Below are 25,000 nucleotides of genomic sequence, written 5' to 3' on the forward strand. Positions count from 1 at the left end.
TGAGCGACCAATCAATAACACAACGGTACGAGCGGTATCGAGTCGCCATCAGCGCCCCACCCATCACCCGCAGGAGATCGCCGTCCTGGGTAGGCTGGCGGCATGGTGGTAACCCAGCGATTCGGACAAGGTCACCGCATTCTCGTCACCGGAGGCGCTGGGTTCGTCCCGTCTCACCTGGTCGACGCGCTGATCGCCCGTGGTTGCACGGTCGTCGCGGTGGACAACTTCGTCACCGGGTCGAAGGAGAACGTCGCCCACCTGATCGAGCACCCGCGATTCACCCTGGTCGAGGCCGACGTCTCCGAGGGTCTGCCCCAGCACGAGCCGGCGATCGCCGAGCGGTTCGACGCCATCCTGCACCTGGCGTCCCCGGCGAGCCCGACCGACTTCGCCTCCCTGCCGATCGAGATCCTGCGGGTCGGTTCCATCGCCACGCTGCACCTGCTCGACCGGGCGGTCGCCGACGGTGCCCGGTTCGTCATGGCCTCCACCTCCGAGGCGTACGGCGACCCCAAGGAGCACCCGCAGCAGGAGACCTACTGGGGCAACGTGAACCCGGTGGGCATCCGCAGCGTCTACGACGAGGCCAAGCGGTTCTCCGAGGCGGCCACCATGGCGTACCACCGGTTCCACGGGCTCGACGCGGGCATCGTCCGGATCTTCAACACGTACGGGCCCCGGATGCGGCCGGACGACGGGCGGGCCATCCCGACCTTCATCACCCAGGCGCTGCGCGGCGAGCCGATCACCGTGCACGGCACCGGCACCCAGACCCGTTCGATCTGCTACGTCGACGACCTGGTCCGGGGCATCCTGCTGCTGCTCGACTCGACCGAGACCGGTCCGATCAACTGCGGCACCGAGCACGAGGTCACGATGACCGAGCTGGCCGAGCTGATCGTGAGCCTGACCGGGAGCGGTTCCTCGGTGGCGTACGTCAACCGGACCGCTGACGACCCGGAGATGCGCCGGCCGGACCTGACGCTGGCCCGGGAGCGGCTGGGCTACGCGCCGACCGTCACCCCCACCGAGGGACTCCGTCGTACGATCGAGCACTTCAGCCACCGGTTGGGCTGATCCGGAGCAGGCGAATTCGTACCGGCCCGGCGGTTGCTGCCCAGCGCCCCTTGGCATCCCTCCGTACCCTGATGCACATGTCAGCCAGCGCGTCCGTCGGTCCCCTGCCCGCCACCGCCCGTCTGCGTTCCGGCGGCGGTAACGCCGGGCGCGCCTCGGCCTCCGGGTCCGACCCCGGTCGCACCGGGCGCACCTACGGCAGACCCCCGCGCCGGCAGGACCCCGAGTACGGCCCCGGAGCCGGTGGACCCTCCGGACCCGTCGGACCGGGTGGACCCGGCGGACCGTCCGGACCCGGTGGACCGGTGCCGCCCGGTGGGCCGGTACGCCCCGGCCCGCGTCCGCGCTGGGGCCGGATCGCCCTGGTCGCCGGTGCCGCGGTGCTCGTACTCGCCCTGATCGCGGCCGGCGGAACCTGGATCTACGTACGCGGGCTGGACAACGACCTGGCCCGGACCGACCCGTTCTCGGCGCTGACCGGCGACCGGCCGAAGTCGGTCAACGGCGCGCTCAACATCCTGCTGGTGGGCAGCGACTCCCGCGATCCCGACGCGCCGGTGGACGAGTCGAGCGAATGGCGGGCCGACACGATCATCGTGATGCACATACCGGCCAACCACAAAGAGGCCTATCTCGTCTCCATTCCCCGCGATCTATACGTGCCCATTCCGGACGGGGCCGGGGCGGAGTGCGGTAGCGGTGGGCGAGGGAAAATCAACGGTGCGTTCGCGTTCGGCGGTCTGCCGCTGGCCGTACGGACCGTCGAGTGTGTCACCGACGTACGGATCAACCACGTGATGGCGATCGACTTCGGCGGCTTCAAGGAGGTCACCGACGCACTCGGCGGGGTGGACCTGACCGTCGAGCGGACCGTCACCTCGATCCACAAGCCGTTCCGCAAGTTCAACAAGGGCGTCAACCACATGAACGGCACCGAGGCCCTCGACTGGATCCGGCAGCGCAAGCAGTTCCCGGACGGCGACTTCGCCCGGATGCGCCACCAGCAGGAGTTCCTGAAGGCGCTGCTGGACAAGGCGGCCAGTTCCGGGACGCTGACCAACCCGGCGAAGCTGAACGGGTTCCTCAAGTCGGTCACCGCCTCGGTCACCGTGGACGAGGGTTTCTCCCTGGTGGACATGGCGGTCGAGTTCCGCAACCTGCGCGGCGAGAACCTGCGCTTCTTCACCAGTCCGAACGTCGGTAGCGACACCATCGACGGAGAGTCGGTGGTGGTCTCCGACCGGGAGAAGGCACTGGCGATGTACCAGGCGATGGCGGCCGACAAGATGGCCGAGTGGGCACAGGCAAACGGCGCTCCGGCAACCCCGGACAGTAACTGATTCGGAACGGAAATGCGGGAATCGAGCCATCGACGAGTATGACGATGGACACGACACGGGTTTGAAACGTACAAGACTCGCGCAATTGGGGTTCTTGTCCGTACAGTGGGCTCGCCCCCATCGATCCGCGAACTGGAGCGAGTATGCCGGTTCAGACCCGCCGACGGCCCTCGTCGCCGGACCAGACCGAGAAGCCGATTCGCAGCGGGACCGTAGTCGGGAAGTCCGGCAGGCCGGGCAAGCGCGCCCGCCGCAAGGACCCGCTCTGGGCCCGGCTCGCGTTGGTGATGGGTGCGGTCCTGGTGGTGAGCAGCGGCGTCGCGATCATCGGCAGCAAGGTCGTGATCAACCAGGCGACCAGCACCATCGACCAGGAGAACCTGCTCGGCGACGCCGGCAAGAGCGACGCCGAGGGCGGCAAGGACCTCGAGGGACCGATCGACCTGCTGCTGCTCGGGGTGGACGTGCGCGGGTCGTGGGACCCGGAGAACGTGCGGGCCGACACGATCATCGTGCTGCACATCCCGGCCAGCCACGACCAGGCGTACCTGATCTCGATCCCCCGGGACACCGAGGTGCAGGTGCCGGCGTCGAAGAAGAGCGGCTACTCGGGCGGTACGGCGAAGATCAACAGCGCGTTCGAGATCGGCGCCAAGAACGGTGCCGGTTGGACCGGCGGAGCACAGCTCACGGCGGCCACCATCAAGAACCTGACCGGCATCGGCTTCGACGGTGCCGCGATCATCGACTTCGGCGGGTTCCGCAAGGTCATCGACGCGCTCGGCTCGGTGCACCTCTGCGTCGACCAGGAGGTCGAGTCGTACCACATGAAGTTGGTCGACGGTAAGCCGATGTGGAACGCGGACGCCAAGAAGACCGGCAAGCCGATGAAGCCGGTGGTGCACAAGAAGGGCTGCCGCGAGATGGAGGGCTGGGAGGCGCTGGACTATTCCCGCCAGCGCTACGGCCTGAAGAACGGCGACTACGACCGGCAGCAGCACCAGCAGCAGCTCATCAAGGCGATGGCGAAGAAGGCGATGGACGGCGGGGTGATGACCAACCCGCTCAAGCTCAACGACCTGGTCAAGTCCGCCGGTGAGGCGTTCGTGCTCGACACCGGCGGCACGGAGATCGGCGACTTCGTCTTCACCCTGCGCGGGGTGGCCGCCAACGACATGGTCATGCTCCGCACCAACGACGGCGCGTTCAACTCGGTCAAGGAGGGTGCGGAGGAGCGCGAGGTGCTCAAGCCGATCAGCCTCGAGATGTTCAAGGCGGTCAAGGACGACAAGCTCGCCGAGTTCATCGCGGCCAACCCCAGCGTGATCTCCACCAAGAAGTGACCGGGGCGACGCTACAAACGCCCCTGGACGGGTAGCCCGGATTCAGGCCGGACGTGGGAGATGCCCACGCGGCAGGGTCCGGGAGGCTGCCACGAACAGATCCGAACGAGTGGGTCGGGAGCAGCCGGAACACTCGGATCGCAAGGCCGATTCGTCGTCTTCCGGCGGATCGGGACGAGGACGCGCGAAACGGGTACGCCGTACCGCCCGTTGGCCCAAGGTCCTGCTCGGCATCGGGATCGGCCTGGTGCTGATCGCCGTCGTCGCCGGCCTCGGCCTGCGCGGGGTGACCCAGCGGTACGACAACAGCGTGGCCAAGGAGCTGCTGCTCGACCCCGCCGCCCGGCGGGACCGGGCCGCGGGCAACGGCCCGCTCAACTACCTCCTGGTCGGCTCGGACCGGCGGGCCGCCACCGCACAGTCGGACCAGCGCGCGGACACGATCCTGATCGTGCACATTCCGGCCGGGCTGAACCGGGCCTACCTGATCTCCGTACCCCGGGACCTGCTGGTCGAGATCCCGCCCTCGCCGGCGAACGCCTATCCCGGCGGGTCCGACAAGATCAATTCCGCGTTCCACTACGGCGGCGGCGGGCAGCCCGGCGCCCGGCTGCTCTCGGCGACCCTGACCCAGATCACCGGGCTCCGGTTCGACGGCGCGGCGCTGATCGACTTCTCCGGCTTCCGCAAGGTGATCGACCTGCTCGGCGGGGTGAAGATGTGCGTCGACACCCCGGTACGGTCGATCCACACCAACGTCCAGTTCAACCCCGGCTGCCAGGACATGAACGGGGCGACGGCGCTGGACTACGCCCGCCAGCGCTACGACCTGCCGGCCGGCGACTTCGACCGGCAGCGGCACCAGCAGCAGTTGCTCCGGGCGATCATGGACAAGGCCAGCGCGAGCGACCTGCGTACCAACCCGCTGAAGCTCGACCAGGTGATCCGGGCGGTCGGCGCCTCGCTGACCGTGGACACCAACGGCAAACCGACCCAGGACATCCTGTTCGACCTGCGCGGGCTGCGCCCCGAGGCGATGAGGGGCATCCAGGTCCCGTCCCGCTCCGAGATGATCGGCGACACGTCGTACGTGGTGCTGGACGACAGCGCGACCGGGCTGTTCCAGGCCCTGCGGGGGCCCGATCTGGACGGCTGGGCACAAGCCAACCCAAAATGGGTGAACAAGCTGTAGCGGCGCGGCACCGCCCGGCCGCACCGGCCCGACCGTCCGGCTCTAGGCTGGACGCCGTGAACGGATCGAGAATTCCCACCGTGACGGTGTCCGAGGTCGACGACGAGGCGTACCTGCTCGACGTGCGCGAGCCCGACGAGTGGGAGGCCGGCCACGCGCCCGGCGCCCACCACCTGCCGATGATGGAGGTGCCGGCCCGCCTCGCCGAGCTCCCCACCGACCAGGACGTGGTCGTGGTCTGCCGGTCCGGGGGCCGCTCCGGCCAGGTGGTCTCCTACCTGCTCGGCAACGGCTGGGACAACGTACGCAACCTCGAGGGTGGGATGCAGGAGTGGGCCGCGTCCGGCCGACCGGTGCAGAGCGAGAACGGGCAGCCCGCCCGAGTGATCTGAGCATGACCGGTCCACTGGTGTTCGCACACCGCGGTTCGTCCGCGGTGCTGCCCGAGCACACCCTGGCCGCGTACCTGCGGGCGCTGGACGAGGGCGCGGACGGGTTGGAGTGCGACGTCCGGCTGACCCGCGACGGGCACCTGGTCTGCGTACACGACCGGCGGCTGGACCGGACCAGCAACGGCACCGGGCTGGTCAGCACCCGTACCCTCGCCGAGCTGGACCAGCTCGACTTCGGCTCGTGGCACAGTGCCATGGCCGGCGAGGACCTGCCGACCGACGTACCGGCGGACCCGTCCCGGACCCGGTTGCTCACCCTCGACGGGCTGCTGCGCGCGGTCCGCGCCGCCGGCCGCCCGGTCGAGCTGCTGATCGAGACCAAACACCCCACCCGGTACGGGGCCGACGTCGAGCGCCGGCTGGTCGACCTGCTCCGCCAGCACGGGCTGGTCGACCGGAACCCGGACGAAACCGTACGGGTCACCGTCATGTCGTTCTCGCCCCTGGCCGTACGCCGGATCCGCGAACTGGCCCCGCAACTGCCGACCGTGCTCCTGCTCGAGGTGTTGCCGCCCTGGATGCGCGTGGGCCGGCTGCCGTTCGGCGCCCAGATCGCCGGCCCCGGCATCGGGCTGCTCCGGGCCCGTCCCCGGCTGGTGCCGGCGTTACGCGCCGCCGGCAACCGCGTCTACGTCTGGACGGTCAACGAACCCGACGACCTGGATCTGGTCCTCGACTCCGGGGTGGACGGCATCATCACCGACCGTCCGGCGCTCATCCTCGACCGGCTGGGTCGCTGACCGGCCGACCGGGACTGCCCAAAGCCGACCGGAGAAGGCAGACTCGGGGCATGCCGGACCGCCCCGATTACCCCGCTCTCGTCGCCGGCCACACCGTCGTCATCGAAATGATCAATTCCGGTGACGCCGCGCTGCCGGTCCTCGGTCACCTGCTCCGGGTCGCCCAGCGGACGGTCGGCGCGGCCGGCATGGCCTTTGTGGAGTACGGCCCCACCCGGGGCAGGATCATCGCCGCCACCGGGGCCGCGGAGTGGGCCCTCGGCCGACCGGTGCCGCTCGGCGACCCGGCCACCGAACGGCTGCGGTCCGGTGCCCGGGTGCAGGACATGCGGGTCGACGCGCTCTCCTGGGAACTGGCCCACCAACCCGACCGGTCGGACCTGCGCCGGATGGTGGTGGCGCGGGCGGAGATCGGCGGGGTGATGATCGGGAGCCTGCACGCCCTCTATCCCGACGGTGACGACGACTGCGGCCCGGAACACCGCACCGTCCTGACGTACGTCGCCTCCTGCGTCGCGCACATGTACGGCGACCAGGCGGGTCTGCCCGTACACGGGGACGGGCCGGTGGTCGCCGCGCTCGCCGACGGGCTCGCCATCGCCGACCGGGACGGCTTCGTCCGGCTCTGGAACCCGGCGGCGGAACAGATCGTCGGGCGGACCGCGGCCCAGGCGCTCAACCACCCGCTGCCCTTCCCCCTGCCGCCGCCGGGGCAGGTCCTCGACCACCGGCTGCCGGACGGACGGTGGATCAAGATCACTTCGGGGGAGCTGCCCGGCACGGTCGCCTCCCGGGTGGTCACCTTCCGCGACGTCACCGACCAGTTCCGGCAGGACCACGACACCGACCTGTTCGTCGCCGTCACCAGCCACGAACTCCGTACGCCGGTGACGGTCATCAAGGGGTACGCCGACACCCTCACCGACCACTGGGACTCGCTCTCCGAACCGGACCGACGCCAGGCGGCACGGGTGATCGGGCAACGGGCCGGCGAACTCGCCCGCCTGGTCGACCGGCTCCTCTCGGCGGCCAACGACGCGGGTCCGGTGGGCGGCGCTTCCCCCGTACCGTTCGACCTGGTCGAGGCGCTGCGCGCCGCGGTCGCCGACCTGCCCGCGCACCTGCGCCGCCGACTGGTCCTCGCGCTCCCGGTGGACCTGCCCAAGGCGCTCGGCGACCGGGCCAGCCTGGCGACCGTGCTGACCGAACTGGCCACCAACGCGGACAAGTACTCACCCGCCGACTCCCCGGTGGAGTTGCGCGCCGAGGCCGACGGGCACACGGTGGCGTTCCGGGTCAGCGATCGTGGCGTAGGCATCCGACCCGAGCATGTGGAGCGTGCGTTCGACCGGTTCTGGCAGGGCGAGTCCGGCGACCGCCGGCAGTACCCCGGGGCCGGGCTCGGCCTCTACCTGGTCCGCCGGATCGTCGAACGACAGAATGGATGGGTTTCCCTGCGACCTCGGGCCGGGGGCGGTACGGTCGCAGAGGTGCGGCTGCCCAGAGGGTGATCCGCACCGATGGATTCCGGCGGTGCTCCGAGGAGGCACGTCCGTGGTTACGGGGATCGCTGAACGCTCGTGGTGCGTGGTCGTGCCGCACCAGGCGAGCGGAGCACGGACGGCCCGGCAACGGCTGGCGACCGAGCTGTCCGGGGTCATCCCGGCGGAGCTGCTCGCCGACGTCGTCGCCGTCCTGGCCGAACTCGTCGGCAACGCGGTCCGGCACGCCGAGCCGCTGCCCGGCGGGGTGGTCCGGGTGGCCTGGCGCCTGCGTCACGGTCCCGGCACCGACGTGGTCGGGATCCGGGTCACCGACGGCGGCGCGAACACCTCCCCCCGGATCCGTACGCTGGGGCTGGAGGCGATCGACGGCCGTGGGCTGCACATCGTGACCGCCCTCACCACCCAGTGGGGCGTCGAACGGGACGGCCTCGGGCAGAGCGTCTGGGCCGAACTCGCCGCCCCCGCCGCGGACCGCCTCGTCGCGCTGTACTGACCGCCCCGTCGCCCTGTCCTGACCGTGCCCGGGACCGTCGACCGGCCGGTGGGGCACCGAGCGACCCGGAGTCCGGCCCCGATCCTCTAGGCTGTCTCGCCGTGAGCAAGCGTCGAAAGCAAACCCGGTCCTCGGCCGTTGCCGGTTCGAACAGCACGCCGGACGGCGGCCAGCGGCCGGCGAAGGAGAAGCGGGAGAAGGTCCGCGACGTCTTCGTCCCCCGGCCGTTCGAGGGACTCGCCGACGAGGCGGAGTGGATCGCCCTGCGCGAACTCGTACCGGCCGCGTCGGCCCCGCTCCAGCTCACCCCCGACCTCGTCGAGCAGTACGGCGACCGGCCGGTGATGCTCTCCACCGTGCTGCCGATGGCGTGGCCGGCGATGACCAAGCCGGACGGGCGGGTCTTCATCGGCCTCCAGCGCCACGACCAGTCCGGTGACGTCTCCCGGGACCTCGCCGTCGCACTGCTCGCCGCCCTGGACGCCGAACCCGGACAGCAGGTGTCGGTGCCGCCGCTGCCCGGCGTCGGTCCCCGGCTGCAGGACCTGCTGGTCACCGACCGGCTCGACATCACCATGCACGAGGGCTTCGACTTCTGGCTGGACCCCGACGCCGCCGACGACCCGACCGTGCAGGCGTCGCTGGAGCGGGCCAACGCGTCGATCTACCCGACCGTACGGCTCGCCGCCGCTCCGGCCGCGTACTGGTGCCGGGTGCCGGAGAAGAGCCACGTGCGCTGGGTGCTGCCCGACGACGAGGACGCCGCGCTCGACGCGCTGTCCCGCCTGGGCGCCGCCGGTGAGCTGACGCTCGGCGAGGGCACCCGGTTCGCCGGGATGTTCCGGGCCCACGGGCGGCTCGTACCGGTCTGGGACCTGCCCCGCGATCCCGAGGCGGACGAGTGGGAGACCCCGCTGGCCGACTTCGCCAAGCGGTACGCGGCGGCGCTCGCGGATTCGTCGCCGCTCGACGGTGCCGCCCGCCGCGCCCGCCAGGGCCTGGTCGGCCGCCAACTGACCCTGCGCTGACCCTGGCCCCAGCGCTCGCCGAATCTCGCCCCGCCGCTGTCAGCGGGGTGAGTCGCGGACCAGGGGGCAGGACATGCACCGCGGGCCGCCTCGCCCCGAGCCGAGTTCGGAGCCGGCGATCCGGATCACCTCGATCCCGGCCCGTTCCAACTGGGCGTTCGTCTCCACGTTGCGTTCGTACGCGACGCAGAGCCGGGGGGCCAGGGCGAGGGTGTTGTTGCCGTCGTCCCACTGTTCCCGTTCGGCGGTGACCGGGTCGAGGCCGGTGTCGATGACCCGCAGCGTGTCCAGGTCCATCGCGTCGGCCGCCGCCCGCAGGAACGGCGCCGGCCCGTCGACCTGCGGCTCGCCGTCGGGGCCGTTGACCACGGTGTACGCCGTCAGGGTGTCGGCGACGTTGGCGTACATCAGGACCGTGTCGACGTCGACCATCGTGCAGACGGTGTCGAGGTGCATGGTGGCGCGTTCCTGCGCGATCGGCACCACCAGGATGGTGTGCGCCAGGTCGGCGGCGAAGACCCGGCGGGCCAGCCGTTCGGCACCGGCCGGTGTGGTCCGTTCACCGACGCCGACCGCGATCACCCCCGGGGCGAGCAGCAGCACGTCGCCGCCCTCGATCCGTTCCAGGCCCGGGTGGTAGACGAACGGCGTACCGCCGAACCGGGGGTGGTGCCGGTAGATCGCGTCGGTCAGCGAGGTCTCCCGCTGACGGGCGGGCATAGTGAGACTCGTCACTGCGGCGTGGTCTCGGATCCAGGTGGATGAATCTCTGGTGAAGAGAAGATTGGGCAACGGGTCGATGACGAAGTCGTGTCGGTCGAGCAAGGTGTAGACCAACCCGCCGGGCCGGTCCCAACTCGTACGGAGTTCCTCGTGCGCGAGCCCGGCGATGAGCACGGTGGCGAGCGCGGCCGGGTCGAGGTAGGTCAGATGGTCCGCCACCCGCCGCCGCAGCGTCTCACCGAGCCGGGGGTCGCCGAGCACCTGCTCGGTCACCTCGGCCCTGGCGTCGGGCAGGGCCAGCGTCTCGGCCAGCAGGTTTCCCAGGTAGAGGACCTCGACGCCACGGGACGCGAGGGCGGCGGCGAAGGCGTCGTGCTCCTCCTGGGCCCGTCCGACCCATGGGATGGCATCGAAGAGCAGCGAGCCGTTGTTGCGCGGGGTGAGCCGGGCGAGTTCGCCGCCGGGCCGGTGCAGGAGCACCGTACGAAGACGACCTACCTCACTGTCGACGTAGTGTGTCACCATCGAAGCGTAGGGCAGGACTTGTCACCATCCGGGAAAACGGGCTGGGGGTGAATATGGCATTCATCCATACTCACTCAGCGGTTCGTCTTGCAGAACCACCGGTGTGGCCACGTACGGTAGTGAAGACATAACCCGAGGGACCTTTTGCCGGAGGTCACGATGACTGTGTTTCCTGCGCGCCGAGCGGTACCCACCGCCCGAGCCCTACCCGCCCCGCCGCCGACCGGGCCGTCCGGGACGCTCGAAGCCGTTCGTCCCACCCCATTGGACTGGGCCCGCCGTCGCCGCGCCGAACGTGAAGCCCGCCGGGTCGAGGGAGCTGCCGCACGCGCACTCCACCAGCTCGACCACCTCGGTCCCTCCTGGCACGTGATCGACGTTCCGCGCGCGGAGCTGGCCGGTGGCCACCCGATCGCCCTCGACCGTGGCGCCCGTGACGAGCGGGCCAGCTTCCTCGCGATCGGACCCAGCGGCCTGTTCGCGGTCACCATCGCCGACCACGGCCGGGCCCGCGTCATGATCGCCGGTGACGTGGTCCAGATCAACGGCAAGCGCCCGAACTACGTCGCCGAGGCACGCCGGGACGCCAAGCGGGCGAGCAAGGCGCTCTCCACCGCGGTCGGCCTGAACGTACCCGTCACCCCGGTCCTCACCTTCGTCGGTTCCGGCGTGATCAGTGTCTACGGCCTGCCGAAGGAGTGTCTGGTCGCGACCCACCGCGAACTGGACCGCCTCCTGGTGGCCGGCGGCACCCGGATCAGCGCCGCCACCGCGGAAAAACTCTCCCGGGTCGCACAGGCGCCTTCCACCTGGTTGAACGGCCCCTACCGGTCCGCTGCGGACTACCGTTGGTACGAGGACGGCCGAACGGCCGCTGACAAGCGGGCCAGCCACCGGTAACGTCACCAGCCAACGTCACCTATCGGGGCGGGAGTCCGCTTTCGCCCCCGTGGCATCGCTCGGCCCTGCCCTGGACCGTGCGCTGTCATGGCTCGCCGTCGCGACGGCCCCACCGGGGGTAAGCACCGAACCGTCGCGGTCGGCTAGCGTGGGTCCGACTGGTGAAGTTGCATAGGAGGCGCGGTGGCCCACGTCGAACTCTCACTCACCGAGGCGTTCGTGCCACCCTCCACCGGGACCTCGGCGGATCACGAGTCCGACAGCTTCGCCAACTGGTCCGCCAGCGTCTCCCTGGCCGCCGAGGCATGTCTCCTCATCGACCTGCGTACGACGATCACCGCCATCTCCGACTCGTGCTGCACCCTGCTCGGCCTCAGCGCCCCGGCGAAGGTGGTCGGCCACCCGCTGCTCGACGGCGAACTGCGGTTGCTCGACTTCACCGCCGCCCGGGGCGAGTTGAACGAGCAGGAGGTCGACAAGATCCCGCCGCTGCTCGCGCTCAGCTCCGGCCGGCTCACCCGTGGCCTGCTCCGGGTCCAGGCCGGCACCAGTCCGACAACCGACGCGACGGTGGACGCGATCTCGACGCCGCTGCTGGTCGCAGGGGCGGTCGCCGGCTCCCTCACCTTCTTCGCTCCGGTCTGACCGGCCGACCCACTGTGTCGCTCGCCGCACAGTAAGGAGTTGGGCGGTCGACCGGGCTCACCGTAAGGTGCCCTCATGTTGGATATCGCTCTGCTTCCGGAGGAGTACGCGGTGTGCCGGCTGCCGGCCGGCTCGTCGCTGCCCGCCGGCCTGCTGGGCGGTACGGCGGAGTCCGGCGTCCTGTCGGTGACCTGGACCGCCGACGAGGTGTCGATCATCTGTCGGGCCGACCGGGCACCGGTCGAGGCCACCGTCGAAACCCCGTGGCGCTGCCTACAGGTCGCCGGACCGCTGGACATGGCCCTGACCGGGATCCTGGCCTCGCTGGTCGTACCGCTCGCCGACGCGCGGGTCAACATCTTCGCGTTCTCCACCTACGACACCGACTACCTGATGGTGCCGGCGGTCCGACTCGCCGAGGCGCTGGCCACCCTGACCCACGCCGGTCACCGCGTCTCCGGCTGAGCATCTATCTAGCGGCCGGTCCACAGGAATACCATGGGGCCCGGTCAACTGATCGGCTTCTCCGCCCCGGCGCAAGGAATCGGCCCGTGCTCCGCGCACCATCCTCACGTACCACCGTGGCCCGCCGGCTCGTCGCCAGCGGTCTGCTCGTCGGTGGCCTCGCCCTGGCCGGCTGTGGCACCCCGCCGGAGTTGCGGAAACCGCCCGGCAGCGAACTGCCCTCGCCGGCCACCGCACATCCCACCCCGACCGGCACCCCGGTCACGCCGGGCACCCGCACCCAGACCCCCGGCACCTGGCCGACCCCCACGCCGCTGTTCGGCGAGAACACCGCCGTCGCATGCCAGGGCAAACCAACCGCCGACCAGGTGGTCGCCCTGCTCCGCCGCTCGTCCAGCGGGATCCCGCGCGGGGTCCAGTTGACCGTGCCGGCCCCCGGCCCGCTCTGCGCCGGCGACTGGCAGTACACCGTGGTCCAGGTCGGTGACCGGGGCCCGTGGCAGGTGGTGTCGAAAGGACCGGCGACCGCACTGACCCTGGTCACCGCCGGGACCGACGTGTGCAGCATCCCGGTCCGTACCGGCGCACCCGCCGGCATCAAGACCGCTGCCTGCGAAACCCCGCCCCAGGTTGCCGGCGGGTACACCACGCCCCCGCCCACCACCGGTGCGTAGGCTGGACCGCATGCCCGGTGTACCACCGACCCGGTTCGTCTACCTCGGTCCCGAAGGAACCTTCGCCGAGCAGGCACTGCGTACCCTGCCGGCGGCCGTAAGCGGCAGCCGTACCCCGGCGCGCAGCGTGCCGGAGGCCCTCGACGCGGTCCGGCTCGACGACGCCGACGCGGCGCTGGTGCCCCTGGAGAACTCGATCGGCGGCGCGGTCGGGGTGACCTTCGACGAGATCGTCGACGGCGACCCCCTGATGATCGCCCGTGAGGTGGTGCTGCCGGTCGAGTTCGTGCTGGCCGCCCGGCCGGGCCGGTCGCTGGACGAGATCCGTACGGTCGCCGCCCACCCGCAGGCGTCGACCCAGTGCCGTGGCTGGCTCCGGGAGCAGTTGCCGAACGCCACGGTGGTCGACGTGCTCTCCAACGGAGCTGCCGCCGCGGCCGCCGCAGCCGGTGAACAGGACGCCGCCATCTGCGCGCCGATCGGGGTGACCCGGCAACGGTTGGCCGTACTGGCCGAGAAGATCGCCGACCACGGCGACGCCGTCACCCGGTTCGTGCTGGTCACCCGGCCGAGCGCACCTCCGCCGCCGACCGGCGACGATGTGACGTCGTTGGCGGTCTTCATCGCCCACGACCGGGTCGGTGCGCTGCTCGCGGTGCTGATGGAACTCGCCGTACGCGGGGTGAACCTGACCCGGATCGAGTCCCGCCCGACCGGCGAGGCCCTGGGGCGCTACGTCTTCTTCCTCGACTGCACCGGGCACGTCGCCGACGACCGGGTCGGCGAGGCGCTGCGGGGACTGCGTCGGGTCTGCGCCGACGTACGGTTCCTCGGCTCGTACCCCCGGCACCGGTGGGGGGTGGCGCCGCACGAACCCCCGGTGCCGGCGCCGCCGGGCCTCAGCGATGCCGACTACGCCGACGCGACCGCGTGGCTGACCCGGCTCCGGGCCGGCGAACTCGGCTGATCCCCGTGGCGGGGTGACCCGTACGGCCACCCCGCGCGCTCGTGCCGCCCGGTTCAGCTCAGCAGACCGCCGAGCAGGCCGCCCTGCTGTTCCTGCTGGCCACTGCCCTGCACCGGCGGCTCCTCCGACGGCTGCACGACCACGAAGCCCTGTCCGGCGAAGCTCATCGTGAACGCCTCCCCGGTACGCCGCCCGAGCAGGGTGCCGAGCCCGAGCTGCTCGGCCCGGTGGTAGCCGGTCTGCAGGCTCGCCGACCAGCAGACGGCCGCCTGGGGGTCGACGAAGGTCGGCCCGTCCACGTTCAGCACCACCGGGGTGCCCTTGGTGGTGATCGCGATCCGGCCGTAGCCGGTGAACACACAGTTGAACAGGCCGGACGACGAGGCCATCCCGGCGCCGCCGACCATCCTGATGTCGTACTGGAGGGTGGAGTCGAAGGCCAGGACGCTGGATCCGTTGATCGACAACGCGTCGCCGGGCTCGAGGTCGATCAGGTGTACGTCACTGGCGTAGTCGGCGAGGAAAACATCGCCCCGGCCGGTGACCTTCATCAGCGGCACACCCTCGCCGGTGAGCTTCTGCTTGAGGAACTTGCCGAGGCCGCCGGAGCCGAGTGCCTGGAACTGCACCTGTCCCTGGTAGGCGACCATCGAGCCGACGCGGGCCATCGCCTCGCCGTTCAGCTCGATCTTCAGCATCTTGGAGTTCTGCAGCCGCAGGCCGGGCTGGTCGGACTCCTTCTCCAGGTTCTCCGCGGAGAACAGCGCGCTGCGCATGGGTGTTCCTCCTGCTAGGGGTTGTTGCCCGAGGGTAGGCACCGGATGCAAACGGGCCTGGACGCGGGGGCGAGGGTCAGCCCCAGCCGAGGGCGTGCAGGCGCTCGTCGTCGATGCCGAAGTGGTGTGCGATCTCGTGTACGACGGTGACCGCGATCTCATCGATCACCTCGTCGTCGTCCTGGCAGATGCGCAGGATCGGATAACGGTAGATGAAGATCCGGTCGGGCAGGACGCCCGCGTAGTCCCAACCCCGGCTGGTCAGCGCGTGGCCCTCGTAGAGCCCGAGCAGCTCGGGCCCACCCTCGGGCGAGTAGTCCTCGACCAGGATCACCACGTTGCTCATCAGGCGGAGCAGCTCCGCGGGCACCTCATCGAGTGCCTCGCCGACCAGCTCTTCGAAACGCTCGCGGCTCATCTCGACCGGCACGCTCACCATTGTGCCCGATCAACGCGGTACCCACCGGGCGTCGAACACCGGATACGGGTGAGCGCGGTGCCCCGGCAGCCGTACCCGTTCGGTCTGCCGACGCGTACGGGCGTGCCGTGAACACCGCGCTCGGCGGCTCGGATCAGGTGCCGGGTCAGGCGGAGAGGCGGGCGACCAGGGAGATCTCGGCGCCCGGGGAGAGCAGCCGGGAGATCGGGCAGTTGGCCTTCGCGCTCTCGGCCTGCTTCTGGAACTCGGCCTCGTCGATGCCCGGCACGTCCCCGACGGTTTCGAGGTCGATCCGGGTGACGGAGAACCCGCCGTCGGTCTTGTCCAGGTGGACCTTTGCCGTGGTCTCGACCGAGGTCGGGGTGAACCCGGCGTCGGCCAGGCCCTTGGAGAAGGCCATCGAGAAGCAGCCGGCGTGAGCGGCGCCGATCAGCTCCTCGGGGTTGGTCCCCTCGCCCTCCTGGAACCGGGACTTGAATGAGTAGTTCCCCTCGATCCCGCCGTTGCCGGTGCGGATCGTGCCGGAACCTTCGGTCAGGTTGCCCTGCCAGCGGGCGGACGCAGTACGGATAGGCATGACCACGACGCTAGTGCAAACCGGCCGGCGATGCGACGAACCGGGGCGGGACCATGGACACAGCGTCGGCGGCGTTCCGGGGTGCGGTCAGGAAGCTGTGTCATGATGCGGCGAGGACCGCGCTTACCCGGAAAGGGCACGGCCATGTCCCAGGAGTACCCGATTCCCCGGCAGGATGTCCGGTCGGAAGGCGTCGCCATGGTGGAGTGGGGCGACCAGGACGAACCACGCCGACCCCGCCGCCGTGGCGACCTGATGACCCGCCTCGCTCGGGACCCCCGGCTGGTGCCGGTGGTCGCCGGGATCGGGGCGGTCGCGGTCTTCGCCTCGCTGGTCGGTGAGTGGACGATCATGCGGGTGCCGAACTTCGGGCCGGAGGGTGTCGGGACGGTCGGCCGTACTCCGGTCGGGGTCTCCGACTCGACCAACTTCGGGGCCGCGTACCTGTTCGGGGTCTTCGGCATCGTCTGCTGCCTGGCGCTGGTCATCTTCGGCACGACCGCCGTACGGCGCAACGTCCGGGTGGTCGGCCTGGCCATCACCGGTACGGTGCTCGGCGTACTCGTCGCCGCGTCGCTGACCCTGGACAACATCTCCCGGCTCGGGATCGGTGAGGACACCGGCCTGCGGATCGAGTACGGCCGTGGGCTGGTGATGGCGTACGTCGGCACGGCGCTGCTCGGGCTCGCCCTGTATCTCGCCGGTCGGCTGCTCGGCCCCGACCCGACGCCGGCCGCGCCACCGGCCGCCGGGGCGGAGCGCCCCGAACAGGCGGATCCGGACCCCGATCCCGTCTTCTCCTGGCGCCGCCAGACGAGCACGGGAACACCCGACGACGAGTTGGACGACGTGCCCCGGGACCTGACCGTCGGCCCGACCACCCCGTTCGCCTCGCCCGAGCCACCGGAAGCCCGCTGAGGCCGGTCGTCACGGCCCGCCGAGGCCGGACGCCGCAGCCGGGCCGGCCGCCGGGCGGCCACGTGCGGGATCACGCCGCCGACCGCGCCGGGCAGATATCGCGGTGAAGGTTGGCGGCCCTTCCCGGTAGGCTCACTTCCCGTGATTGACCTGCGTCTGCTTCGCGACGAACCGGAAACCGTCCGTGCCAGCCAGCGTGCCCGTGGCGAGTCCGAGTCGGTCGTCGACGACCTGCTCGGGGCCGACGAGCAGCGCCGAGCCGCAGTCGGGCGGTTCGAGGCACTCCGGGCCGAGCAGAAACAGCTCGGCAAGCAGATGCCCAGGGCCACCGGGGACGAGCGGACCGCACTGCTGGCGCGTACGAAGGAGCTCTCGGGTGAGGTGAAGGCGGCCGAGGCCGCCACCACCGAGGCCGACGCGGCGCTGCGCCGGGCCCAGCTCGCGGTTCCGAACGTGGTCGAGCCGGGCGCCCCGGCCGGCGGCGAGGACGACTACGTCGTGCTGCGCGAGGTCGGCCAGCTACCGGTGATCGACAACCCGAAGGACCACCTCGAAATCGGCGAGGCGCTGCGGGCGATCGACATGGAACGCGGCGCCAAGGTCTCGGGCAGCCGGTTCTACTTCCTGACCGGGGTGGGCGCGCTGCTCCAACTCGGCCTGCTCCAGCTCGCCATCGCCCAGGCCGTCGAGTACGGCTTCACCCCGGCCATCACCCCGGCGTTGGTCAAGCCGGAGTCGATGGAGGGGACCGGTTTCCTCGGCGCGCATGCGAGCGAGGTCTACCGGCTGGACGCGGACGACATCTTCCTGGTCGGCACCAGCGAGGTGCCGCTGGCCGCGTACCACTCGGAGGAGATCCTCAAGCTGGACGACGAGCCGCAGCGCTACGCCGGCTGGTCGTCGTGTTTCCGCCGCGAGGCCGGCTCGTACGGCAAGGACACCCGGGGGATCATGCGGGTGCACCAGTTCGACAAGGTGGAGATGTTCTCCTACTGCCGCCCCGAGCAGGCGCACGAGGAGCACCTGCGACTGCTGGCCTGGGAAGAGGAGATGCTGGCCAAGGTCGAGATCCCGTACCGGGTGATCGACGTGGCGGCCGGCGACCTCGGGTCGAGCGCGGCCCGCAAGTACGACTGCGAGGCGTGGGTGCCGTCGCAGGGGCGCTACCGGGAGGTCACCTCGACCTCGAACTGCACCACCTTCCAGGCCCGGCGGCTGAACATCCGCTACCGGGACGCGGACGGCAAGCCGCAGTTCGCCGCCACGCTCAACGGCACCCTCGCGACCACCCGGTGGCTGGTGCCGATCCTGGAGAACCACCAGCAACCGGACGGTTCGGTACGGGTCCCCAAGGCGCTCCAGCCGTACCTCGGTGGACGGGACGTCCTCGAACCGCGCTGATCCGGGCGGACACCCGGTGTGTCGATGGCCGGCCCGGCCATCGGCACACCAGCCGCTGGTACGTGAGTATTAGCGCGGAAGTCATGGGCGCGTAGCACACCGCGAGATACGGTTGCTCCCCCGTCGCCACGGACAGACCCGTGGAACTGGACAAACAGCACCAGTTTCACCGGGCCGGCGGAGGAGGCGGGGCGAGGAGGAGTCATGCCGCGACCCGGACTACCCAAGCTGGTGGCCACCGACCTGGACGGCACCCTGGTGCGCAGCGACGACACCGTGTCGGCCTTCACCCACGAGGTGCTCGATCGGGTACGCGCCGCCGGCATCCCGGTGGTCGGCGCGACCGGACGTGGACCGCGCCTGGCCGAGTTGACCCGAAACGACATCCGGGCCGCCGACTTCCTGGTGATGGCCGGTGGCGGTTGGGTGGTCGACCAGACCGATCCGCTCGGGCCGGTGGTGCTCCGCGACGAACGGCTCTCCGGTGGTGTGCTGGCCGCCCTGCTCGCCACGCTGGAGGCCGAGGTCGGCCCGCTCACCGTGATGGTGGAGGCGCTGGACGCCACCGACGCGCCGCTCTGGGGCGACTACGACCCCACCTGGCCGTACCCGGAGCGGTTCGAGGCCCGGTCCCGGCTCGACTGCTGCGCCAGCGACGTCATCAAGGCCTTCGCCCGTACGCCGGGGCACGACGTGGACGCGCTGCTCGATGCGGCCCGACGGATCGTCCCGCCGGAACAGGCCGCGATCACCCAGGCCGGGCAGGGCTTCATCGAGATCAGCCCGCCCGGGGTGGACAAGGCCACCGGGCTGGCCGTGGTGGCCGAGTCGCTCGGGGTCGACCCGGCCGACGTCCTGGTCTTCGGCGACATGCCCAACGACCTGCCGATGTTCGAGTGGGCCGGCTGGGGCCGGGTGGCGGTCTCCAACGCCCACCCGACCGTCCGGTCGACCGCTGACGAGATCACCCTGCGCAACGACGAGGACGGGGTCGCGGTCTACCTCGACCGCCTACTGTCGCACTGATGGATCAACCGCCCCGACTGATCGCCACCGACCTGGACGGCACCCTGCTCCGGGGGGACCGGACGGTCAGCGTACGGACCGCCGACGCGTTGGAGCTCGCGGCAGGGGCGGGAGCCCGGATCGTACTGGTCACCGGTCGACCGATCCGCTGGCTGCAAGGGGTGTACGACCAGTTGCGGGAGGCCGTACCGGCGATCTGCGCGAACGGGGCCGTGGTGTACGACCCGGTCGAGGACCTGGTGCTGCGGGCCGACCCGCTCGCCCCGGACCTGCTCGCCGAGGTGGCTCGCCGGCTCCGGGCGGAGGTGCCCGGCGTACGCCTCGCGGTCGAGATCACCGACGGCCGGCAGATGCGGCACGAGGTCGACTGGCCGCTGCGGTGGGACGGCGACATGAGGGAGATCCGGAGCATCGAGTCGCCGGAGGAACTCTTCTCGGTGCCGGCGGTGAAGCTGCTCGCCCGCGCCGGCACCCAGGATCCGGACGTCTTCGTCAAGGTGGTGGCGGGGGCCGTGGCGGGGCTGGCCGAGGCGACCCATTCGTCGTCGTCCGGGCTGGTGGAGATCTCGGCCGCCGGGGTGACCAAGGCGGCGGGTCTGGCCTGGTTCTGCGCCCGGCACGGGGTCACCGCCGATCAGGTGGTGGCGTTCGGTGACATGCCGAACGATCTGCCGATGCTGGCCTGGGCGGGGCGGGCGGTGGCGGTGGCTAACGGGCATCCTTCTGTGTTGGCGGTTGCTGACGTGGTTGTGGGGTCGAACGATTCCGATGGGGTTGCTGTTTACCTGGAGTCGTTGTTTCGGTAGTGGGCGCGGTGGGGGTTGGGGGCGGCGTGCCCCACTCTGGGCGGTCACGCTTGATCCCGACGTGGGGCACGCCGCCCCCAACCCCTCGGTGGTCGCTCCGACCGAGCTGGTGGCGCGACGCGCGGGGTACAGCGGGTGGCTAGAGGTACTGGCCGGTGTTGGGGGTGTCGCCGGGTTGGCCGGGGGTGCCGGGGATGAGGCCGGTGGGCTGGGCGCCGCTCGGCAGGGCCGGGCGACCGCCGCGCATCTGTTCGAGTTGGAGCCGGGCGGCCATCTGCTGGGCCACCAGGGCGGCCTGGATGCCGTGGAAGAGTCCTTCGAGCCAGCCGACCAACTGGGCCTGGGCGACCCGCAGCTCGCCCTCGCTGGGCGTGGTGCCCTCCTCGAACGGGAGGGAGAGGCGTTCCAGTTCGTCCCGGAGTTCGGGGGCGAGACCGTCCTCGAGTTCGACGATCGACCGCTGGTGGATCTCGCGGAGGCGCTGCCGGCTCGCCTCGTCCAGCGGGGCGGCCTTGACCTCCTCCAGCAACTGCTTGATCATGCTGCCGATCCGCATCACCTTGGCCGGCTGCTCGATCAGGCTGCCCGGATCCTCGCCCTGCGCGTTCCCGCCGACCGGTACGGTGCCGACCGGCTGGCCGTCCGGCCCGACCACCACCACGGTGCCGGGGCGGCCGGCCTCGGGGCGACTCGACTCGTCATTCTCGTTCGCGGAGCGCGCGGCATCGGTCATGGACCCATTTTCGCGCAGTGCGGGCACCGCCCGCTCGCGGGGACCGGGATACGGTCTGGCCGTGCTTCCCGACCCCCGCTCGGTGCTCACCCGGGCCGCCCCCGTACCCGATGCCACGGTTCGCTACGGCGACGGGCCTGATCAGCTCGCCGACGTACGCCTGCCGGCTGTGCTCGGTGGCCCGGCCCGGCCACTGGTGGTGGTGATCCACGGTGGGTTCTGGCGGGACGAGTACGACCGGGCGCACGTCTCGCCGCTGGCCGCGGACCTGGCCGCTCGGGGGTACCCGGTGGCGCAACTGGAGTTCCGGCGTACCGGGCAGGCGGGTGGCGGTTGGCCGGGCACCCTCGACGACGTGTCGGCGGGCGTGTCGGCGCTGCCGGGGCTGGTGGGCGAGGTGCTGGCGGCAGCCGGTCGGGAGGCGGCGGTGGGGGCGCCGATCCTGCTGGGGCACTCGGCCGGGGGGCATCTCGCCCTGTACTGCGCCCGGAGGGTGCCGGAGCGGGTGGGGGGCGTACTGGCGTTGGCGCCGGTGAGCGACCTGGCCGAGGCGTACCGTCTCGATCTTGACGGGGGTGCGGTGGCGGCGCTGCTCGGCGGCGGCCCGGAGGAGTTCCCGGACCGGTACGCGGCCGCCGACCCACACCAGCACGTACCGCTTCAGTCACCTACCGTGGTCATCCATGGTGGGCTCGACCGACAGGTTCCGCCCCCGATGAGTCGGCGGTACGCGGCGGCGGCCGGGGCGAATTGCCAGTTGATCGAGCTTCCTGATTGCGAGCATTTCGGTCTCATCGATCCCGAATCGGCCGCCTGGCCGACCGTGACGGCGGCACTGCGCTCTCTCCACCGATGACGTCCCATTCCCTGAACAGATGATCGAGCGGCATTGACGCAGCGTCGCCAAACCGGTAGAACGCGGAGGGGCTTCGCCCGCCCATTCATGTTCGGGAGGAACGATCTGTGTCGCAAATGGACCGCAGGCAGGCACTCAAGCTCTTCGCCGCATTGGGCGGCACCGGGCTGGCCGCCGCGTGCAGCACCGACACCGGAACTGAGGCGGCGGACGGTCCGGTGAGCGACCAACCGGTCCGGATCGGCCTGATCGCCCCGCAGACCGGTGGCTACAAGCCCATTGGTGACGAGATCGCGAAGGGGTTCCAGCTCTTCCTCGAACTCAACGAGGGCCGGCTCGGCGGGCACCCGGTGGAGCTGATCCAGGCCGACGAGGGCGAGTCGGCGCAGACCGGCAAGGCCGCCCTGGACGGGTTGCTCAAGCAGAACGTGCTCGCCCTGACCGGGGTGGTGAACTCGTCGGTCATGCTCGGCATCCGGGACGCGGTCGAGCAGGCCAAAGTGCCGCTGGTCGGCTCGAACGCCTCGCCGGCCACCCTGCAGAGCGTCGTCTACATCTGGCGCACGTCGTACGTGAACGACGAGCCCGGACGCGCGCTGGCCCCGTACGTGGCGCAGCAGGTGCCGCGCGGGAAGAAGATCGTGATCATCGCGCCGGACGGACAGAGCGGCCGGGACGCGGTGGCCGGCTTCCAGCAGGGGTTCGGTGCCGCCGACCCGCGGATCTCCGGTTCGGTGCTCTGGACGGAGTTCTCCACCAACCCCGGCAAGGGCGCCTTCTCGGCCAAGATCGAACAACTGCGGGACCGCAATCCGGACGCAATCTTCTGCTTCTATGCCGGAGCCGCCGCGGTCGAGTTCCTCCGGCAGTTGCGCGGATCCGGCTACCGGAACCCGATCTACGCGCCGGGCTTCCTCACCGAGGGATCCGTACTCAGTGAGCTGAAGGCGGACGAGGCGGAGGGAATCGTCACCGCCCTGAACTACTCGGCGGACCTCAACAACTCGGCCAATCGACGGTTCGCGTCAGCGTTCCGCAAGGCGCACGGTGCCTCCCCGACCACGTACGCGATGGCCTCCTACGACGCCGCCCAGGTGTTGAACAAGGCGATCCGGATCGCCGGGGTGAAGCCGACGCCACAGCAGGTCAACCTGGCGCTGGGCAATGTCGGTCAGATCGACAGCCCGCGCGGGCCGTGGCAGTTCAACCAGCCCCGTACGCCGCAGCAGAAGTGGTACCTGCGCAAGGTCCAGCGGGACGGGCAGTTGCTCTCGAACGTCCTGATCAACGAGCTGGCCACCCTGGGCTAGCCGGACCGACCAGCGGTCGGGTGGGGGCGCGCGGGATCAACCCCCACCCGACCGGTCCCGGTCAGTGGCGCAGTTCGGCGATGCAGCACTTGACGCTGCCGCCGCCCTTCTTCAGCTCACCCAGCTCGACCGGCACCGGGACGTACCCGGCCGCGGCGATCTTGCTGGCCAGGCCGGTCGCCTCGCTGTTCAGGATCACGTGCCGGCCGTCGCCGACCAGGTTGAGCCCGAAGGCCAGGGCGTCGGTCTCGTCGGCGAGCACCGCGTCGGGGAAGAGCTGGGCGAGGACCTGCTGGGTGGCGGTGGAGAACGCCCCCGGAAAGTAGGCCACGTTCCGGTCGTCGAGCGCGGCCAGCGCGGTGTCCAGGTGGTAGAACCGGGGGTCGACCAGGCGCAACGAAACGACGGGTCGGCCCAGCACCTCCTGCGCCTCGGTGTGCGCGGCGACCTCGGTACGGAAGCCGTACCCGGCGAGGATCGTGCCCCCGTACGCCTCCGGCAGGTACGCGAAGTCGCCCTCGCCCTCGTTCGTCACGGTCGGCGCCACGTACCGCCAGCCCTGGGCCTGGTAGAACGCCCGGTGGGAGACGGCCTCGGCGGTCCGCTGCTCGTACCTGAACCGGGCCCCGTAGGCGGTGCCGTCGACCACGAACGCCCCGTTGGCCGCGAAGACCATGTCCGGCAGGCCGGGCTCGGGGTCGAGTACGTGGACCGTGTGACCGAGGCCGACCAGGGTCTCCCGCATCCGCTCCCACTGCTTGACCGCCAACTCGACGTCGACCGGCGCGGTGGGATCCATCCACGGGTTGATCACGTACTGCACCGCGAAGTACTCCGGTGCACACAAGAGATATGTCCGCTTTCGCGGGATCCGCCGCTGGTTCACGGATACCAAGAGTAGGTACGCTTGAGCAGCGTAAACAGCCGGATTTGTTGCTTCTCAGAGGCGGAACGTTGCAGATAGACGAGATAGATCAGCGAATCATTGCGTCCCTGGTCGCGGACGCGCGCCAGTCGTACGCGGAGATCGGTAGCCGGGTGTCACTCTCCGCACCGGCGGTCAAGCGTCGGGTGGACCGGTTGCGCGCCGGTGGGGTCATCCGGGCATTCACCACCGTCGTGGACCCGGCGGCCGTCGGGTGGACCACCGAGGCCTTCGTCGAGCTGTTCTGCACCGGCCGGACCACCCCGGCGCAGCTCACCGTCGCCACCCGGCGGCACCCCGAGGTGGTCGGCGCGTACACCGTGTCGGGTGAGGCGGACGCGCTGGTCCACCTGCGCGCCGCCGACATCACCCACCTGGAGCAGGCGCTCGAACGGCTGCGGGCGGAACCGTTCGTGACCTCGACCCGGAGCATGATCGTCCTGTCCCGCCTGGTCGACTCGCCGACCGTGGTCCCCGCCCCGGCCGCCGGCTGACCGGGGCAGCGCCGGACAGGGCCGGGCCCGGATCAGCGCAGACCGGGGCCGGCGTCACTGCCACCCCAGCTCAGACCCCCGAGACCGGCCGCGCGATGGAAGCCGGGATGTTCGCGTACGTCCGCACAGACCTCCTCGTCCGGGCCGACGGCGCCGCAGAAGAGCGGTTCGATGTGGTTCCAGGTGTCGGCCCGGGAGAGCAGCGGCGCGTGTACGCCCACCTCGGGACGGAGCACGCTGAGCCCCTCGGCGTAGCTGACCGCGTGCGCTCGGGCCTCGTCCAGGGTTGCCGCGGGGAAGGTGAGATGCAGCGTGTACCGGGTGTGCATGGCCTGCTCGGGCCAGCTCGGACCGGACTGCCGGGGAAACTGTGGAGGGCGCTTGAGCGCGTGGGCCACCGCCGCCCGCACCGGCTCGGAGACGTCCGCCCCGTCAAGTACGGCAAACAGGTCCGCCTCACGCTCCGGTTGGGCATAGTGGGGCTTGTGCCAGTGTGGCGAGCGGTTGTCAATCACCAATACCTCCCGTACGCGCGCCTTAGCGTCCTTTGTCGATATTTCTCGTGAAACACAGTGACGAAGCAGTCACGAAGAGCATGCATGGGATTTCTCTCGGATGCAACGCCGCAAATCGGGCCAGGCCGGTGAGCCCTCCCTGATCACCTCCG

The 25,000-nt window shown here is 70.7% G+C and carries 28 protein-coding genes; 21 read left to right on the top strand and 7 right to left on the bottom strand.

Annotation, left to right across the window (positions count from 1 at the left end; genetic code table 11):
• Positions 1 to 102: 102 nt before the first annotated feature.
• The 9 genes from OIE47_RS13200 to OIE47_RS13240 all read left to right on the top strand — a co-directional run bounded on the left by OIE47_RS13200 (position 103) and on the right by OIE47_RS13240 (position 9,173).
• Positions 103 to 1,080, top strand: a complete 978-nt coding sequence (locus OIE47_RS13200) for an NAD-dependent epimerase/dehydratase family protein (RefSeq protein WP_326561782.1) — start codon at positions 103 to 105, stop codon at positions 1,078 to 1,080.
• 77 nt (positions 1,081 to 1,157) lie between these two features.
• Positions 1,158 to 2,420, top strand: a complete 1,263-nt coding sequence (locus OIE47_RS13205) for an LCP family protein (RefSeq protein ID WP_326561783.1) — start codon at positions 1,158 to 1,160, stop codon at positions 2,418 to 2,420.
• Between the two features lie 143 nt (positions 2,421 to 2,563).
• Complete coding sequence (locus OIE47_RS13210; RefSeq protein ID WP_326561784.1) at positions 2,564 to 3,763, top strand: LCP family protein; 1,200 nt, start codon at positions 2,564 to 2,566, stop codon at positions 3,761 to 3,763.
• Positions 3,764 to 3,872: 109 nt separating this feature from the next.
• Positions 3,873 to 4,955 (top strand): LCP family protein, encoded by a 1,083-nt coding sequence (locus OIE47_RS13215; RefSeq protein ID WP_442792088.1) that lies wholly within the window; start codon positions 3,873 to 3,875, stop codon positions 4,953 to 4,955.
• Positions 4,956 to 5,011: 56 nt separating this feature from the next.
• On the top strand, positions 5,012 to 5,347 hold the full coding sequence (locus OIE47_RS13220) for a rhodanese-like domain-containing protein (RefSeq protein WP_326561785.1): 336 nt from the start codon (positions 5,012 to 5,014) through the stop codon (positions 5,345 to 5,347).
• A 2-nt stretch (positions 5,348 to 5,349) separates the two neighbouring features.
• Positions 5,350 to 6,147 (top strand): glycerophosphodiester phosphodiesterase, encoded by a 798-nt coding sequence (locus OIE47_RS13225; RefSeq protein ID WP_326561786.1) that lies wholly within the window; start codon positions 5,350 to 5,352, stop codon positions 6,145 to 6,147.
• Positions 6,148 to 6,197: 50 nt separating this feature from the next.
• On the top strand, positions 6,198 to 7,658 hold the full coding sequence (locus OIE47_RS13230; protein ID WP_326561787.1) for a PAS domain-containing sensor histidine kinase: 1,461 nt from the start codon (positions 6,198 to 6,200) through the stop codon (positions 7,656 to 7,658).
• Between the two features lie 76 nt (positions 7,659 to 7,734).
• Entirely contained in the window at positions 7,735 to 8,145 is a 411-nt protein-coding gene (locus OIE47_RS13235; RefSeq protein ID WP_326563086.1) for an ATP-binding protein, read from the top strand.
• A gap of 101 nt (positions 8,146 to 8,246) precedes the next feature.
• On the top strand, positions 8,247 to 9,173 hold the full coding sequence (locus OIE47_RS13240) for a DUF5926 family protein (protein ID WP_326561788.1): 927 nt from the start codon (positions 8,247 to 8,249) through the stop codon (positions 9,171 to 9,173).
• Positions 9,174 to 9,212: 39 nt separating this feature from the next.
• Here the strand turns inward: OIE47_RS13240 and OIE47_RS13245 are convergent, their stop codons facing one another.
• Positions 9,213 to 10,421 carry an arginine deiminase gene (locus tag OIE47_RS13245; protein WP_326561789.1) on the bottom strand — a complete coding sequence of 403 codons (1,209 nt, stop codon included), beginning with the start codon at positions 10,419 to 10,421 and terminating at the stop codon, positions 9,213 to 9,215.
• Between the two features lie 159 nt (positions 10,422 to 10,580).
• Between OIE47_RS13245 and OIE47_RS13250 the strand changes: the two genes are divergently transcribed.
• The 5 genes from OIE47_RS13250 (at position 10,581) to pheA (ending at position 14,072) form a co-directional block, all read left to right on the top strand.
• Complete coding sequence (locus OIE47_RS13250) at positions 10,581 to 11,321, top strand: hypothetical protein (protein WP_326561790.1); 741 nt, start codon at positions 10,581 to 10,583, stop codon at positions 11,319 to 11,321.
• A 183-nt stretch (positions 11,322 to 11,504) separates the two neighbouring features.
• On the top strand, positions 11,505 to 11,966 hold the full coding sequence (locus OIE47_RS13255; protein WP_326561791.1) for a PAS domain-containing protein: 462 nt from the start codon (positions 11,505 to 11,507) through the stop codon (positions 11,964 to 11,966).
• Positions 11,967 to 12,041: 75 nt separating this feature from the next.
• Entirely contained in the window at positions 12,042 to 12,431 is a 390-nt protein-coding gene (locus OIE47_RS13260; RefSeq protein ID WP_326561792.1) for an ACT domain-containing protein, read from the top strand.
• Positions 12,432 to 12,517: 86 nt separating this feature from the next.
• Positions 12,518 to 13,105, top strand: a complete 588-nt coding sequence (locus OIE47_RS13265; RefSeq protein ID WP_326561793.1) for a hypothetical protein — start codon at positions 12,518 to 12,520, stop codon at positions 13,103 to 13,105.
• 10 nt (positions 13,106 to 13,115) lie between these two features.
• Positions 13,116 to 14,072: a prephenate dehydratase gene (pheA, locus tag OIE47_RS13270; RefSeq protein WP_326561794.1), complete on the top strand. Its 957-nt coding sequence runs from the start codon at positions 13,116 to 13,118 to the stop codon at positions 14,070 to 14,072.
• Positions 14,073 to 14,125: 53 nt separating this feature from the next.
• Here the strand turns inward: pheA and OIE47_RS13275 are convergent, their stop codons facing one another.
• From OIE47_RS13275 to OIE47_RS13285, 3 genes are all read right to left on the bottom strand, one after another.
• Positions 14,126 to 14,848, bottom strand: coding sequence for an AIM24 family protein (locus tag OIE47_RS13275; RefSeq protein WP_326561795.1), 723 nt, complete (start codon positions 14,846 to 14,848; stop codon positions 14,126 to 14,128).
• Positions 14,849 to 14,924: 76 nt separating this feature from the next.
• A complete protein-coding gene (locus OIE47_RS13280) occupies positions 14,925 to 15,287 on the bottom strand; it encodes a metallopeptidase family protein (RefSeq protein WP_326561796.1) in 363 nt (120 codons plus the stop codon).
• A 145-nt stretch (positions 15,288 to 15,432) separates the two neighbouring features.
• Positions 15,433 to 15,864, bottom strand: coding sequence for an OsmC family protein (locus tag OIE47_RS13285; RefSeq protein ID WP_326561797.1), 432 nt, complete (start codon positions 15,862 to 15,864; stop codon positions 15,433 to 15,435).
• A 144-nt stretch (positions 15,865 to 16,008) separates the two neighbouring features.
• Here OIE47_RS13285 and OIE47_RS13290 point away from each other — a divergent pair, with 144 nt between their 5' ends.
• The 4 genes from OIE47_RS13290 (at position 16,009) to OIE47_RS13305 (ending at position 20,015) form a co-directional block, all read left to right on the top strand.
• A complete protein-coding gene (locus tag OIE47_RS13290; protein WP_326561798.1) occupies positions 16,009 to 16,782 on the top strand; it encodes a hypothetical protein in 774 nt (257 codons plus the stop codon).
• A 141-nt stretch (positions 16,783 to 16,923) separates the two neighbouring features.
• Complete coding sequence (gene serS, locus OIE47_RS13295) at positions 16,924 to 18,183, top strand: serine--tRNA ligase (protein ID WP_326561799.1); 1,260 nt, start codon at positions 16,924 to 16,926, stop codon at positions 18,181 to 18,183.
• Positions 18,184 to 18,387: 204 nt separating this feature from the next.
• The gene (locus tag OIE47_RS13300) at positions 18,388 to 19,209 is read left to right on the top strand and encodes an HAD family hydrolase (protein ID WP_326561800.1); all 822 of its coding nucleotides are present in this window, start codon (positions 18,388 to 18,390) and stop codon (positions 19,207 to 19,209) included.
• On the top strand, positions 19,209 to 20,015 hold the full coding sequence (locus OIE47_RS13305; RefSeq protein WP_326561801.1) for an HAD family hydrolase: 807 nt from the start codon (positions 19,209 to 19,211) through the stop codon (positions 20,013 to 20,015). Before OIE47_RS13300 ends, OIE47_RS13305 begins: the two co-directional genes overlap by 1 nt.
• 139 nt (positions 20,016 to 20,154) lie before the next feature.
• Here the strand turns inward: OIE47_RS13305 and OIE47_RS13310 are convergent, their stop codons facing one another.
• On the bottom strand, positions 20,155 to 20,748 hold the full coding sequence (locus OIE47_RS13310) for a bacterial proteasome activator family protein (RefSeq protein WP_326561802.1): 594 nt from the start codon (positions 20,746 to 20,748) through the stop codon (positions 20,155 to 20,157).
• A gap of 61 nt (positions 20,749 to 20,809) precedes the next feature.
• Between OIE47_RS13310 and OIE47_RS13315 the strand changes: the two genes are divergently transcribed.
• Complete coding sequence (locus OIE47_RS13315; protein ID WP_326561803.1) at positions 20,810 to 21,604, top strand: alpha/beta hydrolase family protein; 795 nt, start codon at positions 20,810 to 20,812, stop codon at positions 21,602 to 21,604.
• Positions 21,605 to 21,711: 107 nt separating this feature from the next.
• Positions 21,712 to 22,914 (top strand): ABC transporter substrate-binding protein, encoded by a 1,203-nt coding sequence (locus tag OIE47_RS13320; protein WP_326561804.1) that lies wholly within the window; start codon positions 21,712 to 21,714, stop codon positions 22,912 to 22,914.
• 61 nt (positions 22,915 to 22,975) lie between these two features.
• On the opposite strand, the gene ddaH is transcribed toward OIE47_RS13320, so the two are convergent.
• Positions 22,976 to 23,809: a dimethylargininase gene (ddaH, locus tag OIE47_RS13325; protein ID WP_326561805.1), complete on the bottom strand. Its 834-nt coding sequence runs from the start codon at positions 23,807 to 23,809 to the stop codon at positions 22,976 to 22,978.
• A 59-nt stretch (positions 23,810 to 23,868) separates the two neighbouring features.
• Between ddaH and OIE47_RS13330 the strand changes: the two genes are divergently transcribed.
• Positions 23,869 to 24,333 carry an Lrp/AsnC family transcriptional regulator gene (locus OIE47_RS13330; protein ID WP_326561806.1) on the top strand — a complete coding sequence of 155 codons (465 nt, stop codon included), beginning with the start codon at positions 23,869 to 23,871 and terminating at the stop codon, positions 24,331 to 24,333.
• A 32-nt stretch (positions 24,334 to 24,365) separates the two neighbouring features.
• Here the strand turns inward: OIE47_RS13330 and OIE47_RS13335 are convergent, their stop codons facing one another.
• Positions 24,366 to 24,848: a hypothetical protein gene (locus tag OIE47_RS13335; RefSeq protein ID WP_326561807.1), complete on the bottom strand. Its 483-nt coding sequence runs from the start codon at positions 24,846 to 24,848 to the stop codon at positions 24,366 to 24,368.
• Positions 24,849 to 25,000 lie beyond the last annotated feature (152 nt).

The organism is Micromonospora sp. NBC_01796 (assembly GCF_035917455.1).
GTDB lineage: Bacteria > Actinomycetota > Actinomycetes > Mycobacteriales > Micromonosporaceae > Micromonospora_G.

Bases quoted from the DNA above. Each gene is read 5' to 3' on its own strand.
- OIE47_RS13275 (WP_326561795.1), bottom strand. From the start codon at position 14,848: ATGCGCAGCGCGCTGTTCTCCGCGGAGAACCTGGAGAAGGAGTCCGAC.
- OIE47_RS13210 (WP_326561784.1), top strand. From the start codon at position 2,564: ATGCCGGTTCAGACCCGCCGACGGCCCTCGTCGCCGGACCAGACCGAG.
- OIE47_RS13285 (WP_326561797.1), bottom strand. From the start codon at position 15,864: ATGCCTATCCGTACTGCGTCCGCCCGCTGGCAGGGCAACCTGACCGAA.
- OIE47_RS13260 (WP_326561792.1), top strand. From the start codon at position 12,042: ATGTTGGATATCGCTCTGCTTCCGGAGGAGTACGCGGTGTGCCGGCTG.
- OIE47_RS13245 (WP_326561789.1), bottom strand. From the start codon at position 10,421: ATGGTGACACACTACGTCGACAGTGAGGTAGGTCGTCTTCGTACGGTG.
- OIE47_RS13225 (WP_326561786.1), top strand. From the start codon at position 5,350: ATGACCGGTCCACTGGTGTTCGCACACCGCGGTTCGTCCGCGGTGCTG.
- OIE47_RS13290 (WP_326561798.1), top strand. From the start codon at position 16,009: ATGTCCCAGGAGTACCCGATTCCCCGGCAGGATGTCCGGTCGGAAGGC.
- OIE47_RS13305 (WP_326561801.1), top strand. From the start codon at position 19,209: ATGGATCAACCGCCCCGACTGATCGCCACCGACCTGGACGGCACCCTG.
- OIE47_RS13310 (WP_326561802.1), bottom strand. From the start codon at position 20,748: ATGACCGATGCCGCGCGCTCCGCGAACGAGAATGACGAGTCGAGTCGC.
- OIE47_RS13250 (WP_326561790.1), top strand. From the start codon at position 10,581: ATGACTGTGTTTCCTGCGCGCCGAGCGGTACCCACCGCCCGAGCCCTA.
- pheA (WP_326561794.1), top strand. From the start codon at position 13,116: ATGCCCGGTGTACCACCGACCCGGTTCGTCTACCTCGGTCCCGAAGGA.
- OIE47_RS13200 (WP_326561782.1), top strand. From the start codon at position 103: ATGGTGGTAACCCAGCGATTCGGACAAGGTCACCGCATTCTCGTCACC.
- OIE47_RS13280 (WP_326561796.1), bottom strand. From the start codon at position 15,287: ATGGTGAGCGTGCCGGTCGAGATGAGCCGCGAGCGTTTCGAAGAGCTG.
- OIE47_RS13230 (WP_326561787.1), top strand. From the start codon at position 6,198: ATGCCGGACCGCCCCGATTACCCCGCTCTCGTCGCCGGCCACACCGTC.
- OIE47_RS13205 (WP_326561783.1), top strand. From the start codon at position 1,158: ATGTCAGCCAGCGCGTCCGTCGGTCCCCTGCCCGCCACCGCCCGTCTG.
- OIE47_RS13300 (WP_326561800.1), top strand. From the start codon at position 18,388: ATGCCGCGACCCGGACTACCCAAGCTGGTGGCCACCGACCTGGACGGC.